Origin of the sequence: Pseudoalteromonas sp. H71 (assembly GCF_001468485.1) — a bacterium.
Lineage (GTDB): Bacteria > Pseudomonadota > Gammaproteobacteria > Enterobacterales > Alteromonadaceae > Pseudoalteromonas.
Genome location: NZ_LODI01000002.1, coordinates 23,866 through 38,876 on the forward strand (window position 1 = coordinate 23,866; position 15,011 = coordinate 38,876).

Here is a 15,011-nt window from a genome sequence, read left to right on the forward strand (position 1 = left end):
ATTAATACTCTTGCTCTTGTTCAACCAAACTTAGCATCCATTCTTTAAATGACACTATTTTCCCCAGTTCAATTTGTGACTCACGAAGCACCAAATAGTAAGCGTTTTTACTTTCTAGACTATGGCTAAATGGAATAACTAATCGTCCTGCATCAATATCTGGTTTAGCTAACACACTATTCCCAATTGCAACGCCTTGGCCATGAACAGCGGCTTGCAGCACCATAGAAGAGTGGCTAAATATAGGCCCCTGATTTACTTGTACATTACGTACACCTGCAGTTTTCATCCACGTTTTCCAATTTTTACGTGTAGTGTCATGTAATAAGGTGTGCTGTGCTAAATCACTGGGTTGATCAAGCGGTTTAGGACCACTCAATAACATAGGGCTACACAATGGCACTAAATACTCTGTATGTAGCTTATAAGCTTGCACCCCATTCCAGTGGCCGCGCCCATAGTAAATAGCAATATCAACATCATCGCTTAACGAATTTTCGTCTTGGTCTTGTGCTTTTATTCTTACGTCAATTTCAGGGTGTAATTCATTAAATAAACTTAAACGAGGCACTAACCATTGAATAGCAAAACTAGGGGTTAAACTTACCGTTAATGAGCCTTTAGCCCCTCGCGCAAGTAACTTTTCAGTGGCATCAATCAATTGCGTAAAAATTTCTTTAATATCTAAAAAATAGCCTTGGCCTTCTTCCGTTAATAATAACGAGCGATTTTTTCGTAAAAATAGCTTTAAACCTAAATGTTCTTCTAGTGTTTTTATTTGATGACTAACAGCTGCTTGCGTTACATAAAGCTCTTCTGCGGCTTTAGTAAAGCTTAAATGCCGCGCCGCAGCTTCAAATGCTTTGAGTGCGTTTAATGGGGGGACTCGTCTTGACATAATAACCAAGCTTTGAATTAGTTTTTCTTATGCATGAATTATATACCCATGACGAGAAAGAGTATATTTAAGGTGTAAAAAAAGCGACTAATGTCGCTTTTTATTATACGGTCACTTTTTATAAATCACTAGCGCTGGTATCTAACGGCGCAAAACTCTTGACCAAATCATCTACCGCCTTCATTTGCGATAGGTAGCCTTCTAATTTACTTAGGGCTAATGCACATGGTCCATCACACTTTGCTTCATTAGGGTTTGGATGTGCTTCTATGAATAAACCAGCGATCCCCAAAGCCATTCCACTTCTGGCAAGTTCTGCGGCTTGAGCTCGACGCCCATCCGCTGAATCTGCGCGACCACCTGGGCGTTGCAGCGCATGCGTCGCATCAAAAATCACTGGTGCCATTGCTTTCATGTCATCCATACCCAACATATCAACAACCAAGTTATTATAACCAAAGCTAGAGCCACGCTCACAAAGTGCAATATTATTATTACCAGCCTCATTAAATTTAGTAATGATATGGCGCATTTCATGTGGTGCTAAAAACTGCGGCTTTTTAACATTAATAATGGCACCTGTTTTTGCCATAGCAACAACTAAGTCTGTTTGACGAGCTAAAAAAGCAGGCAACTGAATAACATCAACCACTTCAGCAACCGGCGCCGCTTGATGCGGTTCATGAACATCGGTGATCAGTGGAATATTAAAGGTATTTTTAATTTCTTCAAATATTTTTAAACCTTCTTCCATTCCCGGACCACGGTACGAGTTGATTGAAGAACGATTAGCTTTATCAAATGATGCCTTAAACACATATGGTATGTTTAGCTTAGTCGTCACTTCTACATAATGCTCTGCAATGCGCATGGCTAAGTCGCGCGATTCTAAAACGTTCATACCACCAAATAAAACAAACGGTTTGTTGTTTGCTAATTCAATATCATTAATTTTGATAATTTGATCTTTCATTTTAATTCCTTAAGGTGCAACTGCTTGCAACATTAATCCACAAATATAAGCCATGTATGTACCCACTCCGTAACCTAATACAGCCAGTAAAACACCGACAGGCGCGAGTGAAGGATGAAATGCTGACGCAACAACAGGCGCAGACGCAGCCCCTCCCACATTAGCTTGTGAGCCTACTGCCTATAAAAAAGCGGTGCTTTAATTAATTTTGCAACAAGCAACATTAAACCAGCATGTACTAGCATCCAAATAGCGCCCACTAAAAACAAGCCCGGGTTATCAAAAATAGCGGTTACATTCATATGTAAGCCAATTGAGGCCACTAAAATGTATAAAAAGCTTGAGGCGACTTTAGATGCACCAAATGCTTCAATCTGTCTTACTTTAGTAAAAGACAAGCTAATACCAATGGTCGTTGAAATGACAATTAACCAGAAAAACTTACTGGTTAAACTGTACTCTTTTGCCCACGCATAATTATTAGCGAAAAACGGCCCTAAAAAGTCTGCGCAAAAATGGGCTAAACCAGTAATACCAAATGCAATAGCAAGCAATGTCATGTAGTCATTCAGTGTTGGCATGCGCGCATGCTCTGCATGGTATTTTTCAACACGCTGCTTTAAATCTTCAATGGCGCTGGTGTCTGCTCCCGTAGCAGCATCAATTTTCTTGTGGTTAGCTGCCATTAGTAACAAAACTGCCATCCAAATATTAGCCACTATTACATCAACGGTGACCATTACTGAAAAAATATCGCCACCAACCTCAAACATTTCTTTCATTGAGGCTTGGTTTGCCCCACCGCCAATCCAGCTTCCAGCTACGGTTGTCATACCGCGCCATACGGCATCTGGCCCATGCCCACCTACAATTGTGGGGTCTACCGCGCTCACAACTAAAATTGCGAGGGGTCCGCCGATAACAATACCGAGCGTTCCGACTAAAAACATAATAAGCGCTTTAGGCCCTAAGTTTAAAATTGCTTTTAAATCAATGCTAATAGTTAACAGTATTAAGCAGGCCGGTAATAAATAACGCGAAGCCACGTAATACACATTCGATTTATTGCCATCAACAATACCAAACGTATTAAGCAAAGAAGGTAAAAAGTAGCAAAGTAATAAAGCCGGTACATATTTATAGAACGTTTTTAATGCTGGGCGCTCGCTGTTTGAGGTTTTAAATATAAACCCCAAAATAACGGCGAGTAAACCAAGCACAACTGCATCATTAGTGATTAATGCGCTTTGTGTTTCAACCATGGTATTCCCTAATATTAATGGTGAGTTTTATTATTATCTTCTAATTCTTCAATTTGGTGCTGGATGATTTCTATTGCTGGATCATCTGGGCATTCATCTACAAAAAATTGTAGATCATCTCGGGCCATTTTAGGGCAATCGAGCTGATTTAATAAATATCCTCTGTCACGTCTTTCGTAAGGGTCGTCGCCAATTAATTCCATTAACATTTCAACGCATGTTAATGCATGGCCAAATTTGTTCTCGCTGATGAATGACCACTTTTGTTGTGCTAAGAAAAGCTTATAAACTTCATCGTCAAAAATAAGTTCCAATGGCTCTTGTTCTTGCCCGTCTGCTTCATCAGCATTTTCAGGAATAATATACCAGCTTTGTTGGCCGCTACTTGGCTCAACCAAATAGCCTTCTTCATCGCTCATAGCAATATGTACACCTATATCGCCTTGATTTAGGCTCATACTGGCGTCTAGCTTAGCCTGCTGTAAAAAATGACAAAGTAAAATTGCCAGAGTGGTTGGCGAGCCGCTACGCATAGTTAAGGTGTAACTTAAGCTATTTAGTTTATGCTCAGGTACTTTTAAACTCGAAGCGCTAAATAGCCATGCACTGTAAAAAGTGTCTAGTAACTTATCTAAGCGTTCATGAGAGTCGGGTACAGCAATACATAATGCATTAATTTGTTTTTCAAAATCAGCAAGAACATCTAAAGCGGCTGTTAAGTCTAGTTGAGGATCCCATTTCGATTCAGCCTTAATGCAGCGATAAATTGCCGCAGGGGTAAAGTCATCGTAAGCATCATCAATATAAGAGTCATCGTGTTCATCAAACCCAAAAGTGGTCATCAATACTGCAACATTTCTAGAAAACGAACGCGTAGTTTACCTAATTCTACCAATATATTCCAATAACGAAATCTACTTGATGAAATCAATGGAGGAGGATATTCGAGCCTCAAAGATACTGAAGCTCGGTAAATTTATTTTAGGTTTAAAGTAACAATGCTGACTTAGCTGTTGCCAAGTAACCAATAGCTAAAATAACAAACGTATTTACAGTAAGGTACGATATTTTAGCCAAAAAGTTAGTTTGTTTTGCACTAATAACACCGATGGCAATATACGCGATAACCAATATAATTTTTTCTAGTAGCCAAAATTGCTCAAATGGATTAATTTTACCCATGAACATCAGTGTAAATGCAGAGATCAAAAGTAGCGTATCTATACCGTGACTGCCAATAAATACTATTTTGTTCCGAGCTAGCTTACCACTTCCAATTCTCGAAAAAGATCGAATATAAAATAAAACGACACTCAGTACGGCTATCGCCATGTGTGAGTGTTTTACTGCTAAATAATCCATATGCCTCTATTCTTCTAGTTATAAAGTTAATCGGGGTAACGTTTAATAATTGTTTCAAGTTCATTGAGGTTTTCGTTAAAAACGTCAACTAATTTTGGCTCAAAGTGCGAGCCTTTTTGCGAGTTTATTTCTTCTACTACGCGTTCAAGTGTCCATGAGTCTTTGTAACAACGCTTATGCCTTAATGCGTCGTACACATCAGCCAATGCTACAATACGACCAAATATGTTAATTCGGCTTCCCTGTAAGCCTTGAGGGTAGCCTGTGCCATCCCACTTTTCATGATGTTCTTTGGCTATGGTAGCCCCTGCACTCACAATTTCGTGAGCAGACCCTTTTAAAATCCCGTACCCTTTGTCTGTGTGAGTTTTCATTACTTCCCATTCGGGGGCATCAAGCTTTGCAGGTTTATTTAAAACCGAATCGGGTATACCTACTTTACCTACATCATGCAAGGGCGCAGCCAATCTAATTAAGTCGGCTTGTTGTTTTGATAACCCATAGCCAATAGCAAGTGCGTGGCAAATATGTGCAACACGTTTTACATGATTACCTGTTTCAGTAGAGCGTTGCTCAACCGCCTCACTTAATCTGTAAACAAGTTCTTGCTGGGTGGCTTCTATTTCGCATTGTAGCTGAACATTTTCAAACGCTAATTGCACATTTTGGGCAAAAATTTCAACTAAGTTTCGTTGTGTATCTGTCAAAGCATTTGGAATGCCAGTAATGAACAACATCGAACTATGGTTATATTCACTGCTGCAATAAGCAAATAAATAATTGTCTTTGTAGATAATAGTCTGATTAGCTAAAGCTTCTTGGCATGCACTTAGTTGTTCTGCGTGAAGAACCTCTTCTAAGTTCTTACCTTCGCTTTTTTCAAATTCACCGGTACCTGAGCAAATAATCATTTTATTATTTTGAGATGCCGGGTTTTGTGCCACAAGCGTTGTGGCATACATAGCTTGATCTGAAATGCCCAGTAAAGATGTAAGTTGCTGCATTACACCTTCAATAAAATGCTCAATTGAATGCGCAGAAAATATATTACGCGAAGCGGTTATTATTTTTTCAAGACCAATTCGCGACTGCTCTATTGAAATAATGTCGCGGTAAGAACGAAGGCTTGACATAATCACAGTAAATAGCTTTTGTGCTGTCAACTCGGTTTTCGATTTGTAATCGTTAATATCATAATTAACAATAACTTGGCGTTCTGGTGCCTGGCCAGGTTGGCCGGTACGTAAAATAATACGAATGTGGTTATTTTTTGCGGTTTCACGAATATATTTTACAACTTGTAAACCTGCATCGTCCGTTTCCATGACAACATCAAGTAGTACGATTGCAGCATCCTTGTGCTCATCGATTAGTTTTTTAGCTTCTACGCCTGAATAGGCACTTATAAATTCTAGACGTTTATTTTGAAACTCAAAATCACTCAATGCTAATTTTGTAACTGCATGAACTTCAGGTTCGTCATCAACGATTAATACTTTCCAGGTGCCCAAATCGGTATTGTCTACTGGTACTTCTGGCTCATCTGAAAATAAAAAGTCACCCATCATAATTAGAAATTCCTACATGACACATTTAACACACGGATGCAGTAATAATTAAACTTATTATGGCCACTGTGCGAGCGTTACACGGTCATTTTCACCAAGATCTTTTATCGTTTTAACATTAACAAAGGCCATCGTTTCAAAAAATTCACGTACAGCAAAACCTTGGTCATAACCGTGCTCTATTAGAAGATAGCCACTAGATAGCAAATAGTCACGTGATTGTGTAATTATTTGTTTAATATCAGACATTCCTGAATCTTCAGCAACTAAGGCAGATAAAGGTTCAAATCGCACATCGCCTTGAGCCAAATGTTCGTCACTACTTTCTATATACGGTGGGTTGGTAACTATAAGATCAAAATATTCATTACTAAGTGAGCTAAACCAATTGCTTTGTTTAACACGCACATTACTAATTTCTAAACGCTGTTGATTACGAGTTGCAAGCGCTACAGCATCACTTACTCTATCTACCGCTGTAATATCCCAAAGAGGCATTTCACTGCCCAATGCCAATGCAATGGCGCCCGTTCCCGTGCCTAAGTCTAGTACTTTGGCCTGCTCTGGGATCCCTAGTTCAAGCGCTACTTCAACTAAGGTTTCTGTGTCTGGGCGCGGAATTAACGTTGTTGCATTCACTTCTAAGGTTAAACTCCAAAACTCACGTTGCCCTGTAATATGCGCGACAGGCTCGCCGTTCAATCGCCTAGCGCAAAGAGTGTCAAAGGTGTGTTGTTGCTGTTCACTAAGCAACCTTTCAGGCCAAGTAAAAAGGTAACTACGAGGTTTATCAAGAACATGAAGAAGTAATACTTGTGCGTCTAATTTTGCACTATCGCTGCTTTGCACTAATAATTTAGTGCCAGCAGCGGCAGCTTGCTCAAGGGTTTGCGTCACGATTACTCATCGCCCATTGCAGCAAGTAAATCAGCTTGATGCTCTTGCATTAACGGATCGACAATCGCACCTAAATCGCCAGCAACAACTTCATTTAAGCGGTATAACGTTAAATTAATACGATGATCGGTAATACGACCTTGCGGGTAATTGTAAGTACGAATACGTTCAGAACGATCACCACTACCTACTAAATTACGGCGTTCAGACGCCTCAGCAGCATGACGCTTTTCATCTTCTGCTTGCTGTAATCGTGCAGCAAGGACTGACATCGCTTTTGCACGGTTTTTGTGCTGAGAGCGCTCATCCTGACACTCAACAACCACACCTGTAGGTAAATGCGTAATACGAATTGCAGAGTCGGTTTTGTTTACGTGCTGCCCACCCGCACCAGATGCTCTAAAAGTATCTACTTTTATATCGGCGGTGTTAATTTCAATTGCTTCAGCTTCTGGAATTTCTGCCATTACCGCCACGGTACAGGCCGAGGTATGAACACGACCTTGCGACTCAGTTTCTGGTACACGTTGAACTCGATGAACACCAGACTCAAATTTAAGTTTACCGTAAACACCTTCACCACTAATGTTAGCAATGACTTCTTTGTAACCACCATGTTCACCTTCATTAGTGGTTACAACTTCTAATTTCCACTTTTGTGTTTCGGCAAAACGGCTATACATTCTAAATAAATCACCAGCAAAAATAGCGGCCTCATCGCCACCTGTGCCCGCACGCACCTCTAAAAATACATTGTTATTATCTTTAGGATCTTTAGGTAGCATCAACACTTGGATTTCATCTTCAAGTGTTAGTATTTGTGCTTTTGCCTCTTTGTACTCTTCTTGCGCCATTTCACGCATATCTGGGTCTGAATCTTTTAACATTTCTTCAGCACTGGCTAGGTCATCTTTTGTTTGTTGATATGCTAAAAAAGTTTTAACAATTTCTTCAAGCTCAGAATATTCTTTTGAAAGACCACGAAAGCGATTTTGATCGCTAATAACCGATGGGTCGCTTAAAAGTGCTTGTACTTCTTCGTAGCGTTCTACTAGCGTTTCTAATTTATTATAAACAGACTCTTTCATTTAACTGTTATTCCTGGTCAATACCTAACATTTTTTTCAACTGATTTAATTGAGCAACTTCACCTTTTTTAGCCGCATCTTGAATTGCACGTGTAGGCGCGTGCATTAAGCGGTTGGTTAATTTGTTGGCCAATTCTAAAATTACTTTTTCTGCATCTTTACCATTAGAAAGCTGGCTAACTGCTCTTTCTACTAATTCAGACTTAATTGTTTGAACATCATTTCGATAGTGGCGGATTAGCCCCACTGAATCGAGTGAGCGCATCCACATACAAAACTCTTTGGTGCGCTCAGTAATAATTATTTGTGCTTGCTGTGCAGCTTGTTCTCGTGCTGCCATATTTTCACTTACAATCGTTTGTAAATCATCAACCGAGTAAAGATACGCTGCATCTAAATCCCCCACTTGGCTTTCAATGTCGCGCGGTACCGCAATATCAATAAACAACATAGGCTTATTCCTTCGCTGTTTAAGCGCCTGTTCAACAACACCTTTACCAATAATGGGTAAGGTGCTGGCCGTTGAACTTATTATAATATCGGCGTTATGCAAACGCTCTGGCAACTGCGCGAGTGCAATAACGTCTGCAGATACTTCATCGGCTAAATTGCGGGCTCGTTCAATGGTTCTGTTTGCTACGGTAATATTTTGGGGCTCGTTTTGATACAAATGCTTAGCCACAAGCTCTATTGTTTCGCCTGCACCTATTAATAGTACATTCGTTTTTTCTAGTTTACCGTAAATGTGTTTGGCTAAGTTTACCGCCGCAAATGCAACCGATACCGCACTGGCGCCTATATTAGTTTCAGTTCGGACTTCTTTAGCAACCGAAAATGTTTTTTGAAACAAACGATCAAACGTAACACCCACTGCATCATGAGTTTTTGCACTATTATAGGCTTGCTTAATTTGCCCTAAAATCTGCGGCTCACCTAACACAAGTGAATCTAAGCCACAGGCTACACGCATTAAGTGATTAATTGCTTGATTACCCTCGTGGCAATAAATGTTCTTACTCAGTTCTTGTTCATCTAAACCGTGGAAACTGGCAAGCCATGTTAACAGTGTTTGGGAATTTTGCTGAGCAAGGCTACAATAGATTTCTGTTCGGTTACAAGTCGACACAATCACAGCTTCATTAAAGTCGGCATGCCCACTTAATTGCTGTAACGCCTCTGAAATTTGCTCAGGCGAAAAAGCCACTTTTTCACGTAGTTCTACGGAAGCGGTTTTGTGATTTATACCTAGTGCTATTATGGTCATATTTGCCAAATATTGCTGAGCCCTACTTTAAAGGCGGCAATTTTACCAAAAATCATCGGAATATGGAAAGTAAGGAACAACATTTGATTCGACATTATGTAATTTTAACCATAACATTTTTGTTTTTAGGCGGTTGCGCGCAACAATTATCAGATAAAACAGCTGTTTATGATAATTGGAAGGGTCAACTTACCAATCAAAAAACTTGGCGTGTGCAAGGCAAACTTGCTTTTATCAGCCCCGATGAGCGTCAATCTGCAAACTTAAATTGGCAGCAACAAGAAAATAGCAGTAATTTAGTGCTAACTTCGTTTATTGGCACACGTATTTTACAGCTTAAGCAATCACGCGATATTGCCGAACTTGAATTCGACGATAAAGTTTACGTCGATAGCAACGCATCAGCCCTACTAAAACGTTTAACGGGTTTTGCATTACCTGTTAATAATGCAAGCGATTGGCTTAAAGGAACCATCGATTCACACACCTTACAGGTAGACGAGCTTGGCCGAGCCAAACAAGTACTATGGATTGATAACGAAGGGAAACAATGGCAAATAAATTACGCTAATTATATACAAAGTGCAGGCTTTTGGTTACCCACAAAATTGACACTCAAGCACCAAAAAATAAGAATTAAAATTCAACTTTACGACTGGCGATTTAATTAATTATGAATAGCAATACGTCTTTTTCACTCATTGCACCTGCAAAACTCAATTTATTTTTACACATTAATGCACGCCGAGATGACGGATATCACGAATTAGAAACCTTATTTACCTTCTTAAACTTTGGCGATGAGCTCTCTTTTGAGTTGATAGATAAACCGTCAATTTCAATCGATGGTGATACTAAAGACATACCACTTGAAGATAATCTCATCTATAAAGCTGCTTTAATGTTGCAAACCCACTCTAAAACAAAGTACGGTGTAAAAATAAATTTAATAAAACGATTGCCAATGGGAGGTGGCGTTGGAGGTGGTTCGTCTGATGCGGCAACCACACTATTAGCGCTGAATAAATTGTGGAATATTAATTATGACATTAATGAACTTGCCCGTTTAGGATTACAGTTAGGGGCGGATGTACCTGTTTTTATACGTGGTGAAAGCGCCATAGCGCATGGCATTGGAGAAGAACTACACCGTGTAGAGCTTGAACAGAAATGGTACTGTGTTGTGCACCCAAATCAGCATGTAAGTACCGCTGAAATATTTACCCATCCAGATTTAAAACGCGATACACCAAAAATTTTAGGAGATTGGAAAGAGCACGATTTACACAACGATTGTGAGCCTTTAGTTAAAAAGCTATGCCCCGAGGTTGAAAAAACCCTCCAGTGGTTGCTAAAATACGCCCCGTCGAAGATGACCGGAACAGGTTCATGTTGTTTTGTAGAGTTTGATACACAAACTCAGGCAAACGATGTGCTTGCAAACCTCCCCCATACTTGGCAGGGATTTGTTGCGTCAAGCGCTAATACTTCTCCTGCTCATACGGAGCTTACCGCCATATTCGATCAATGAAGTAACGTAAAAGTAATCATAAGTTAACTTGCAATGCTTTTTATCATTGCTTGTTAGTCCAAAATTTCAGTGCCTGAGGAACCCTACCGTGCCTGACATGAAGCTCTTCGCTGGTAACGCAACACCTGAGTTAGCTCAAAAAGTTGCAAAACGTTTATATATTGAATTAGGCGATGCTGTTGTTGGCCGTTTTAGCGACGGTGAGATCAGTGTTCAAATTAATGAAAATGTTCGTGGCTCGGATGTTTTTATCTTGCAATCAACCTGTGCCCCTACAAACGATAACCTTATGGAACTTATCGTTATGGTTGATGCTCTTCGTCGCGCATCTGCGGGTCGTATTACTGCCGTCATTCCTTATTTTGGTTATGCCCGCCAAGATCGTCGCGTACGTTCAGCCCGTGTACCAATCACTGCTAAAGTTGTTGCCGATTTCTTATCGAGCGTAGGTGTAGACCGAGTACTTACGGTTGATTTACACGCAGAGCAAATCCAAGGCTTCTTTGATGTACCAGTAGATAACGTATTTGGTAGCCCGGTATTACTTGAAGATATGAAAGAGCGTCATTTTGATGATGTTGTTATTGTTTCTCCAGATATTGGTGGTGTAGTGCGCGCACGTGCAATTGCAAAACTACTAAACGATACTGATTTGGCTATTATTGATAAACGCCGCCCACAAGCAAATGTTTCTCAAGTAATGCATATTATTGGTGATGTAGAAGGCCGTGACTGTATCATTGTCGATGACATGATTGATACTGGCGGTACTCTATGTAAAGCAGCTGAAGCTCTTAAAGAACATGGTGCTAAACGCGTATTTGCTTATGCAACTCACCCTATTTTATCAGGTAAAGCAGCTGAGAATTTACGTGATTCTGTTATTGATGAAGTTATTGTAACCGACTCGATTCCATTATCTGATGAACTTAAAGCACTTGATAAAGTAAAAGTGCTAACGCTTGCTGATATGTTGGCAGAAACTATTCGCCGTATTAGCAACGAAGAATCTATTTCAGCGATGTTTGAACACTAAACACAGATATTTGCTGAAAACAAAAGCGCCTTTTGGCGCTTTTTTTGTATGCTATGTATATTTTACTGAATCACAGTGGTATGATAGCGCGCCTTTTGGCTAGGGACCTTGGTCGCAAAGGCCCTAAACTTTTAAATAATTGGAGACATCATGTCTAACACAACTTATACATATGACGCTGAACTTCGCGTAGAAACTGGTACTGGTGCGAGCCGCCGCCTACGTCGCGAAGACAAAGTTCCTGCAATCCTTTACGGAGCTGACAAAGAAGCTTTATCTCTTACTTTTGCTCATAAAGATATGATCAAAGCACAAGAAGACGAAGGTTTTTACACTCATATTCTTTCACTTAACGTAGGCGGCGAGAAAGTTGAAGCTATCTTAAAAGATATTCAACGTCACCCATTCAAGCCTAAGCTTACTCACCTTGATTTCCAACGTGTAGACGCAACTCATAAATTAACAACTAAAGTTCCTCTTCACTTTATCGGTGAAGAAATTGTAACTAAAGCTGGCGCAACTGTTGTTCACCAGTTAACTGATGTTGAAATTTCTTGTCTTCCAAAAGCACTACCAGAATTCATCGAAGTAAATGTTTCTGACTTAGTAGCTGGTGATTCAATCCACATCTCTGATTTACAACTACCAGCAGGTGTTGCATCTGTTGAATTAGGTAAAGGCGAAGGCCATGACCTTTCAGTAGTTACAATCAAAGCAAACAAAGCAGCTCCAGCTGAAGACGAAGAAGCTTCAGACGCTGCAGAATAATATTTAAGGTCTCGCACCTTGAATTCTATTCAAATGCTTGTGGGCCTGGCTAATCCAGGCCCCGAATACGCAAATACACGCCACAATGCAGGTGCTTGGTTCATCGAGCAACTCGCAGCACGCTACAACTGTACGCTAAAACACGATCCTAAATATCACGGCTTAACTGGCAAAGTGATAATTCAAGGCCAAGAATTCAAATTATTGATCCCCACTACTTACATGAATTTAAGTGGTAAAGCGGTCAGTAGTTTAGCCAATTTTTTCAAAATCCCTGTTGAAAATATCTTAGTCGCACATGATGAGATGGATTTAGATCCCGGTGTCGCCAAATTAAAAAAAGGGGGTGGACACGGCGGTCATAATGGCCTAAAAGACATTATGGCAAAAATGGCAAATCAAAAAGATTTTATGCGTTTACGTGTTGGCATAGGTCATCCAGGACATCGTGAAATGGTTACCGGCTGGGTGCTTGGAAAAGCGCCGAAAGTTGACCAAGAAAAAATGGATGCAGCTGTAGATGAAGCAGTTCGTTGTATGGAAATACTTGCAAAAGACGGCGTGCTAAAAGCACAAAACAGACTTCATTCGTTTAAACCCTAGTAAACTTGAGTGCAAGTGCACAGTTTAAACGAATTCTAAACAAGGTATCTTACTATGGGTTTTAAATGTGGCATCGTTGGCTTGCCTAACGTTGGTAAATCAACGCTTTTCAATGCACTAACTAAAGCGGGTATTGAAGCCGCTAACTTTCCTTTTTGTACCATTGAGCCTAATACAGGTGTGGTACCTGTGCCAGATCCTCGCTTAGACGAGCTTGCTAAAATTGTAAATCCACAACGTATTCTTACTACTAGTATGGAATTTGTTGATATTGCTGGCCTTGTAAAAGGCGCATCAAAAGGTGAAGGTCTAGGTAACCAGTTCTTAGCAAACATTCGTGAAACGGATGCAATTGGCCATGTAGTTCGTTGTTTTGAAGACGAAAACGTAATACACGTAGCCGGTACAATTGACCCTGCTGACGATATTGACGTGATCAATACTGAGTTAGTACTTGCCGATATGGACAGCGCTGAAAAAGCCATGTTCCGTAATGCTAAAAAAGCGAAAGGCGGCGATAAAGACGCAAAAGAACAAAATGCAGCACTTGAAAAAGTAAAAGCACACCTTGATGAAGGCCTAACACTTAGATCGTTAGAATTAACTAAAGAAGAAAAAGCGGCTATTAGCTCTGTCAACTTCTTAACTATCAAGCCAACAATGTATATTGCAAACGTAGCAGAAGATGGTTTTGAGAATAACCCACTACTTGACCGCGTTCGCGCTATAGCTGAATCAGAGGGCGCTGTTGTAGTGCCTGTCTGTGCAGCAATCGAATCGGAGTTATCTGAGCTTGATGATGAAGACAAACTTGAATTTATGGCCGATCTTGGTTTAGAAGAACCAGGTCTCAACCTTGTTATTCGAGGCGGCTACGAGTTACTTAAACTACAAACTTACTTCACAGCAGGCGTAAAAGAAGTGCGTGCTTGGACAATTCCTGTAGGCGCAACTGCACCACAAGCAGCGGGTAAAATTCATACCGATTTTGAACGAGGGTTTATCCGTGCACAAACCATCGCATATGATGACTACATTAACTGTAAAGGTGAAAGTGGTGCAAAAGAAGCGGGTAAAATGCGCCAAGAAGGTAAAGAGTACATTGTTAAAGATGGCGATGTAATGAACTTCTTGTTTAACGTATAAGATTTTATTCCCTCTATTATGGGAAATAAATTTTAAAGGCTCGTTTTTACGAGCCTTTTTTTGTTTTTCAAACGTATATAAGCTGTAATCTATCAGGACAGTTTATAACGCAAGGTTAATTCTAAAAAGCCAAACCTCATACACTTAACTTATAATAGGTGTTAAAAAAACAGCATTTATATTAAAATTTAGCCTGTTAGCTTAATTTTCCTGCAAACAAACACAGTTAAGTGTTTTTTTGCAAAAAAGGTGTTGACGAATTTGGGTCATGTCAGCATAATACGCCCCGCACTCAGCGATGAAGTGCTAACAAAAAAGATGGCTAAGTAGCTCAGCTGGTTAGAGCACATCACTCATAATGATGGGGTCACAGGTTCAAATCCCGTCTTAGCCACCATTTATTTTTTGTTGCTCAATGAAGAGTTTAAAATAACTACCTTGTGTACGGTAGTTGCGGAATTAGCAGTTGTCTTGAATTAGACGCTGGATTTAGGTTCCAAAACAGTATTACCTGTACGCTCGATGCGGGAGTGGCGGAATTGGTAGACGCGCTGGATTTAGGTTCCAGTATCTTAGGATGTGAGAGTTCAAGTCTCTCCTTCCGCACCATGTTCT

General features: G+C 40.1%; 14 protein-coding genes, 2 tRNA genes and 1 pseudogene. 8 read left to right on the plus strand and 9 right to left on the minus strand.

Annotated features, from left to right (window positions below; translation table 11 throughout):
- Window position 1: 1 nt before the first annotated feature.
- From ATS71_RS02240 to hemA, 9 genes and pseudogenes are all read right to left on the minus strand, one after another.
- A complete protein-coding gene (locus ATS71_RS02240) occupies window positions 2–898 on the minus strand; it encodes a transcriptional regulator GcvA (protein ID WP_058403359.1) in 897 nt (298 codons plus the stop codon).
- A 118-nt stretch (window positions 899–1,016) separates the two neighbouring features.
- Entirely contained in the window at window positions 1,017–1,871 is an 855-nt protein-coding gene (kdsA, locus tag ATS71_RS02245) for a 3-deoxy-8-phosphooctulonate synthase (protein WP_006794509.1), read from the minus strand.
- 9 nt (window positions 1,872–1,880) lie between these two features.
- A pseudogene (locus ATS71_RS02250) lies at window positions 1,881–3,133 on the minus strand (DUF819 family protein).
- Window positions 3,134–3,147: 14 nt separating this feature from the next.
- A complete protein-coding gene (locus ATS71_RS02255; RefSeq protein WP_058403360.1) occupies window positions 3,148–3,975 on the minus strand; it encodes a tetratricopeptide repeat protein in 828 nt (275 codons plus the stop codon).
- A gap of 145 nt (window positions 3,976–4,120) precedes the next feature.
- A complete protein-coding gene (locus ATS71_RS02260; RefSeq protein WP_058403361.1) occupies window positions 4,121–4,495 on the minus strand; it encodes a SirB2 family protein in 375 nt (124 codons plus the stop codon).
- Window positions 4,496–4,521: 26 nt separating this feature from the next.
- Window positions 4,522–6,063: a response regulator gene (locus ATS71_RS02265; protein WP_171034625.1), complete on the minus strand. Its 1,542-nt coding sequence runs from the start codon at window positions 6,061–6,063 to the stop codon at window positions 4,522–4,524.
- A gap of 57 nt (window positions 6,064–6,120) precedes the next feature.
- The gene (gene prmC / locus ATS71_RS02270; RefSeq protein WP_058403362.1) at window positions 6,121–6,960 is read right to left on the minus strand and encodes a peptide chain release factor N(5)-glutamine methyltransferase; all 840 of its coding nucleotides are present in this window, start codon (window positions 6,958–6,960) and stop codon (window positions 6,121–6,123) included.
- Between the two features lie 2 nt (window positions 6,961–6,962).
- Window positions 6,963–8,048, minus strand: coding sequence for a peptide chain release factor 1 (prfA, locus tag ATS71_RS02275; protein WP_058403363.1), 1,086 nt, complete (start codon window positions 8,046–8,048; stop codon window positions 6,963–6,965).
- A 7-nt stretch (window positions 8,049–8,055) separates the two neighbouring features.
- Window positions 8,056–9,312, minus strand: coding sequence for a glutamyl-tRNA reductase (gene hemA / locus ATS71_RS02280; protein ID WP_201020853.1), 1,257 nt, complete (start codon window positions 9,310–9,312; stop codon window positions 8,056–8,058).
- 83 nt (window positions 9,313–9,395) lie between these two features.
- Between hemA and lolB the strand changes: the two genes are divergently transcribed.
- The 8 genes from lolB to ATS71_RS02320 all read left to right on the plus strand — a co-directional run bounded on the left by lolB (window position 9,396) and on the right by ATS71_RS02320 (window position 15,005).
- Complete coding sequence (gene lolB / locus ATS71_RS02285; protein ID WP_082653583.1) at window positions 9,396–9,983, plus strand: lipoprotein insertase outer membrane protein LolB; 588 nt, start codon at window positions 9,396–9,398, stop codon at window positions 9,981–9,983.
- Between the two features lie 2 nt (window positions 9,984–9,985).
- Complete coding sequence (gene ispE / locus ATS71_RS02290; protein ID WP_058403365.1) at window positions 9,986–10,843, plus strand: 4-(cytidine 5'-diphospho)-2-C-methyl-D-erythritol kinase; 858 nt, start codon at window positions 9,986–9,988, stop codon at window positions 10,841–10,843.
- Window positions 10,844–10,931: 88 nt separating this feature from the next.
- Window positions 10,932–11,879, plus strand: a complete 948-nt coding sequence (locus tag ATS71_RS02295; protein WP_058403366.1) for a ribose-phosphate pyrophosphokinase — start codon at window positions 10,932–10,934, stop codon at window positions 11,877–11,879.
- A 150-nt stretch (window positions 11,880–12,029) separates the two neighbouring features.
- Complete coding sequence (locus tag ATS71_RS02300; RefSeq protein ID WP_058403367.1) at window positions 12,030–12,647, plus strand: 50S ribosomal protein L25/general stress protein Ctc; 618 nt, start codon at window positions 12,030–12,032, stop codon at window positions 12,645–12,647.
- An 18-nt stretch (window positions 12,648–12,665) separates the two neighbouring features.
- Window positions 12,666–13,250, plus strand: a complete 585-nt coding sequence (pth, locus tag ATS71_RS02305; protein ID WP_082653579.1) for an aminoacyl-tRNA hydrolase — start codon at window positions 12,666–12,668, stop codon at window positions 13,248–13,250.
- Window positions 13,251–13,304: 54 nt separating this feature from the next.
- Window positions 13,305–14,396 (plus strand): redox-regulated ATPase YchF, encoded by a 1,092-nt coding sequence (ychF, locus tag ATS71_RS02310; RefSeq protein ID WP_058403368.1) that lies wholly within the window; start codon window positions 13,305–13,307, stop codon window positions 14,394–14,396.
- 320 nt (window positions 14,397–14,716) lie between these two features.
- Window positions 14,717–14,793, plus strand: a tRNA-Met gene (locus ATS71_RS02315).
- A gap of 127 nt (window positions 14,794–14,920) precedes the next feature.
- Window positions 14,921–15,005, plus strand: a tRNA-Leu gene (locus ATS71_RS02320).
- Window positions 15,006–15,011: the final 6 nt, after the last annotated feature.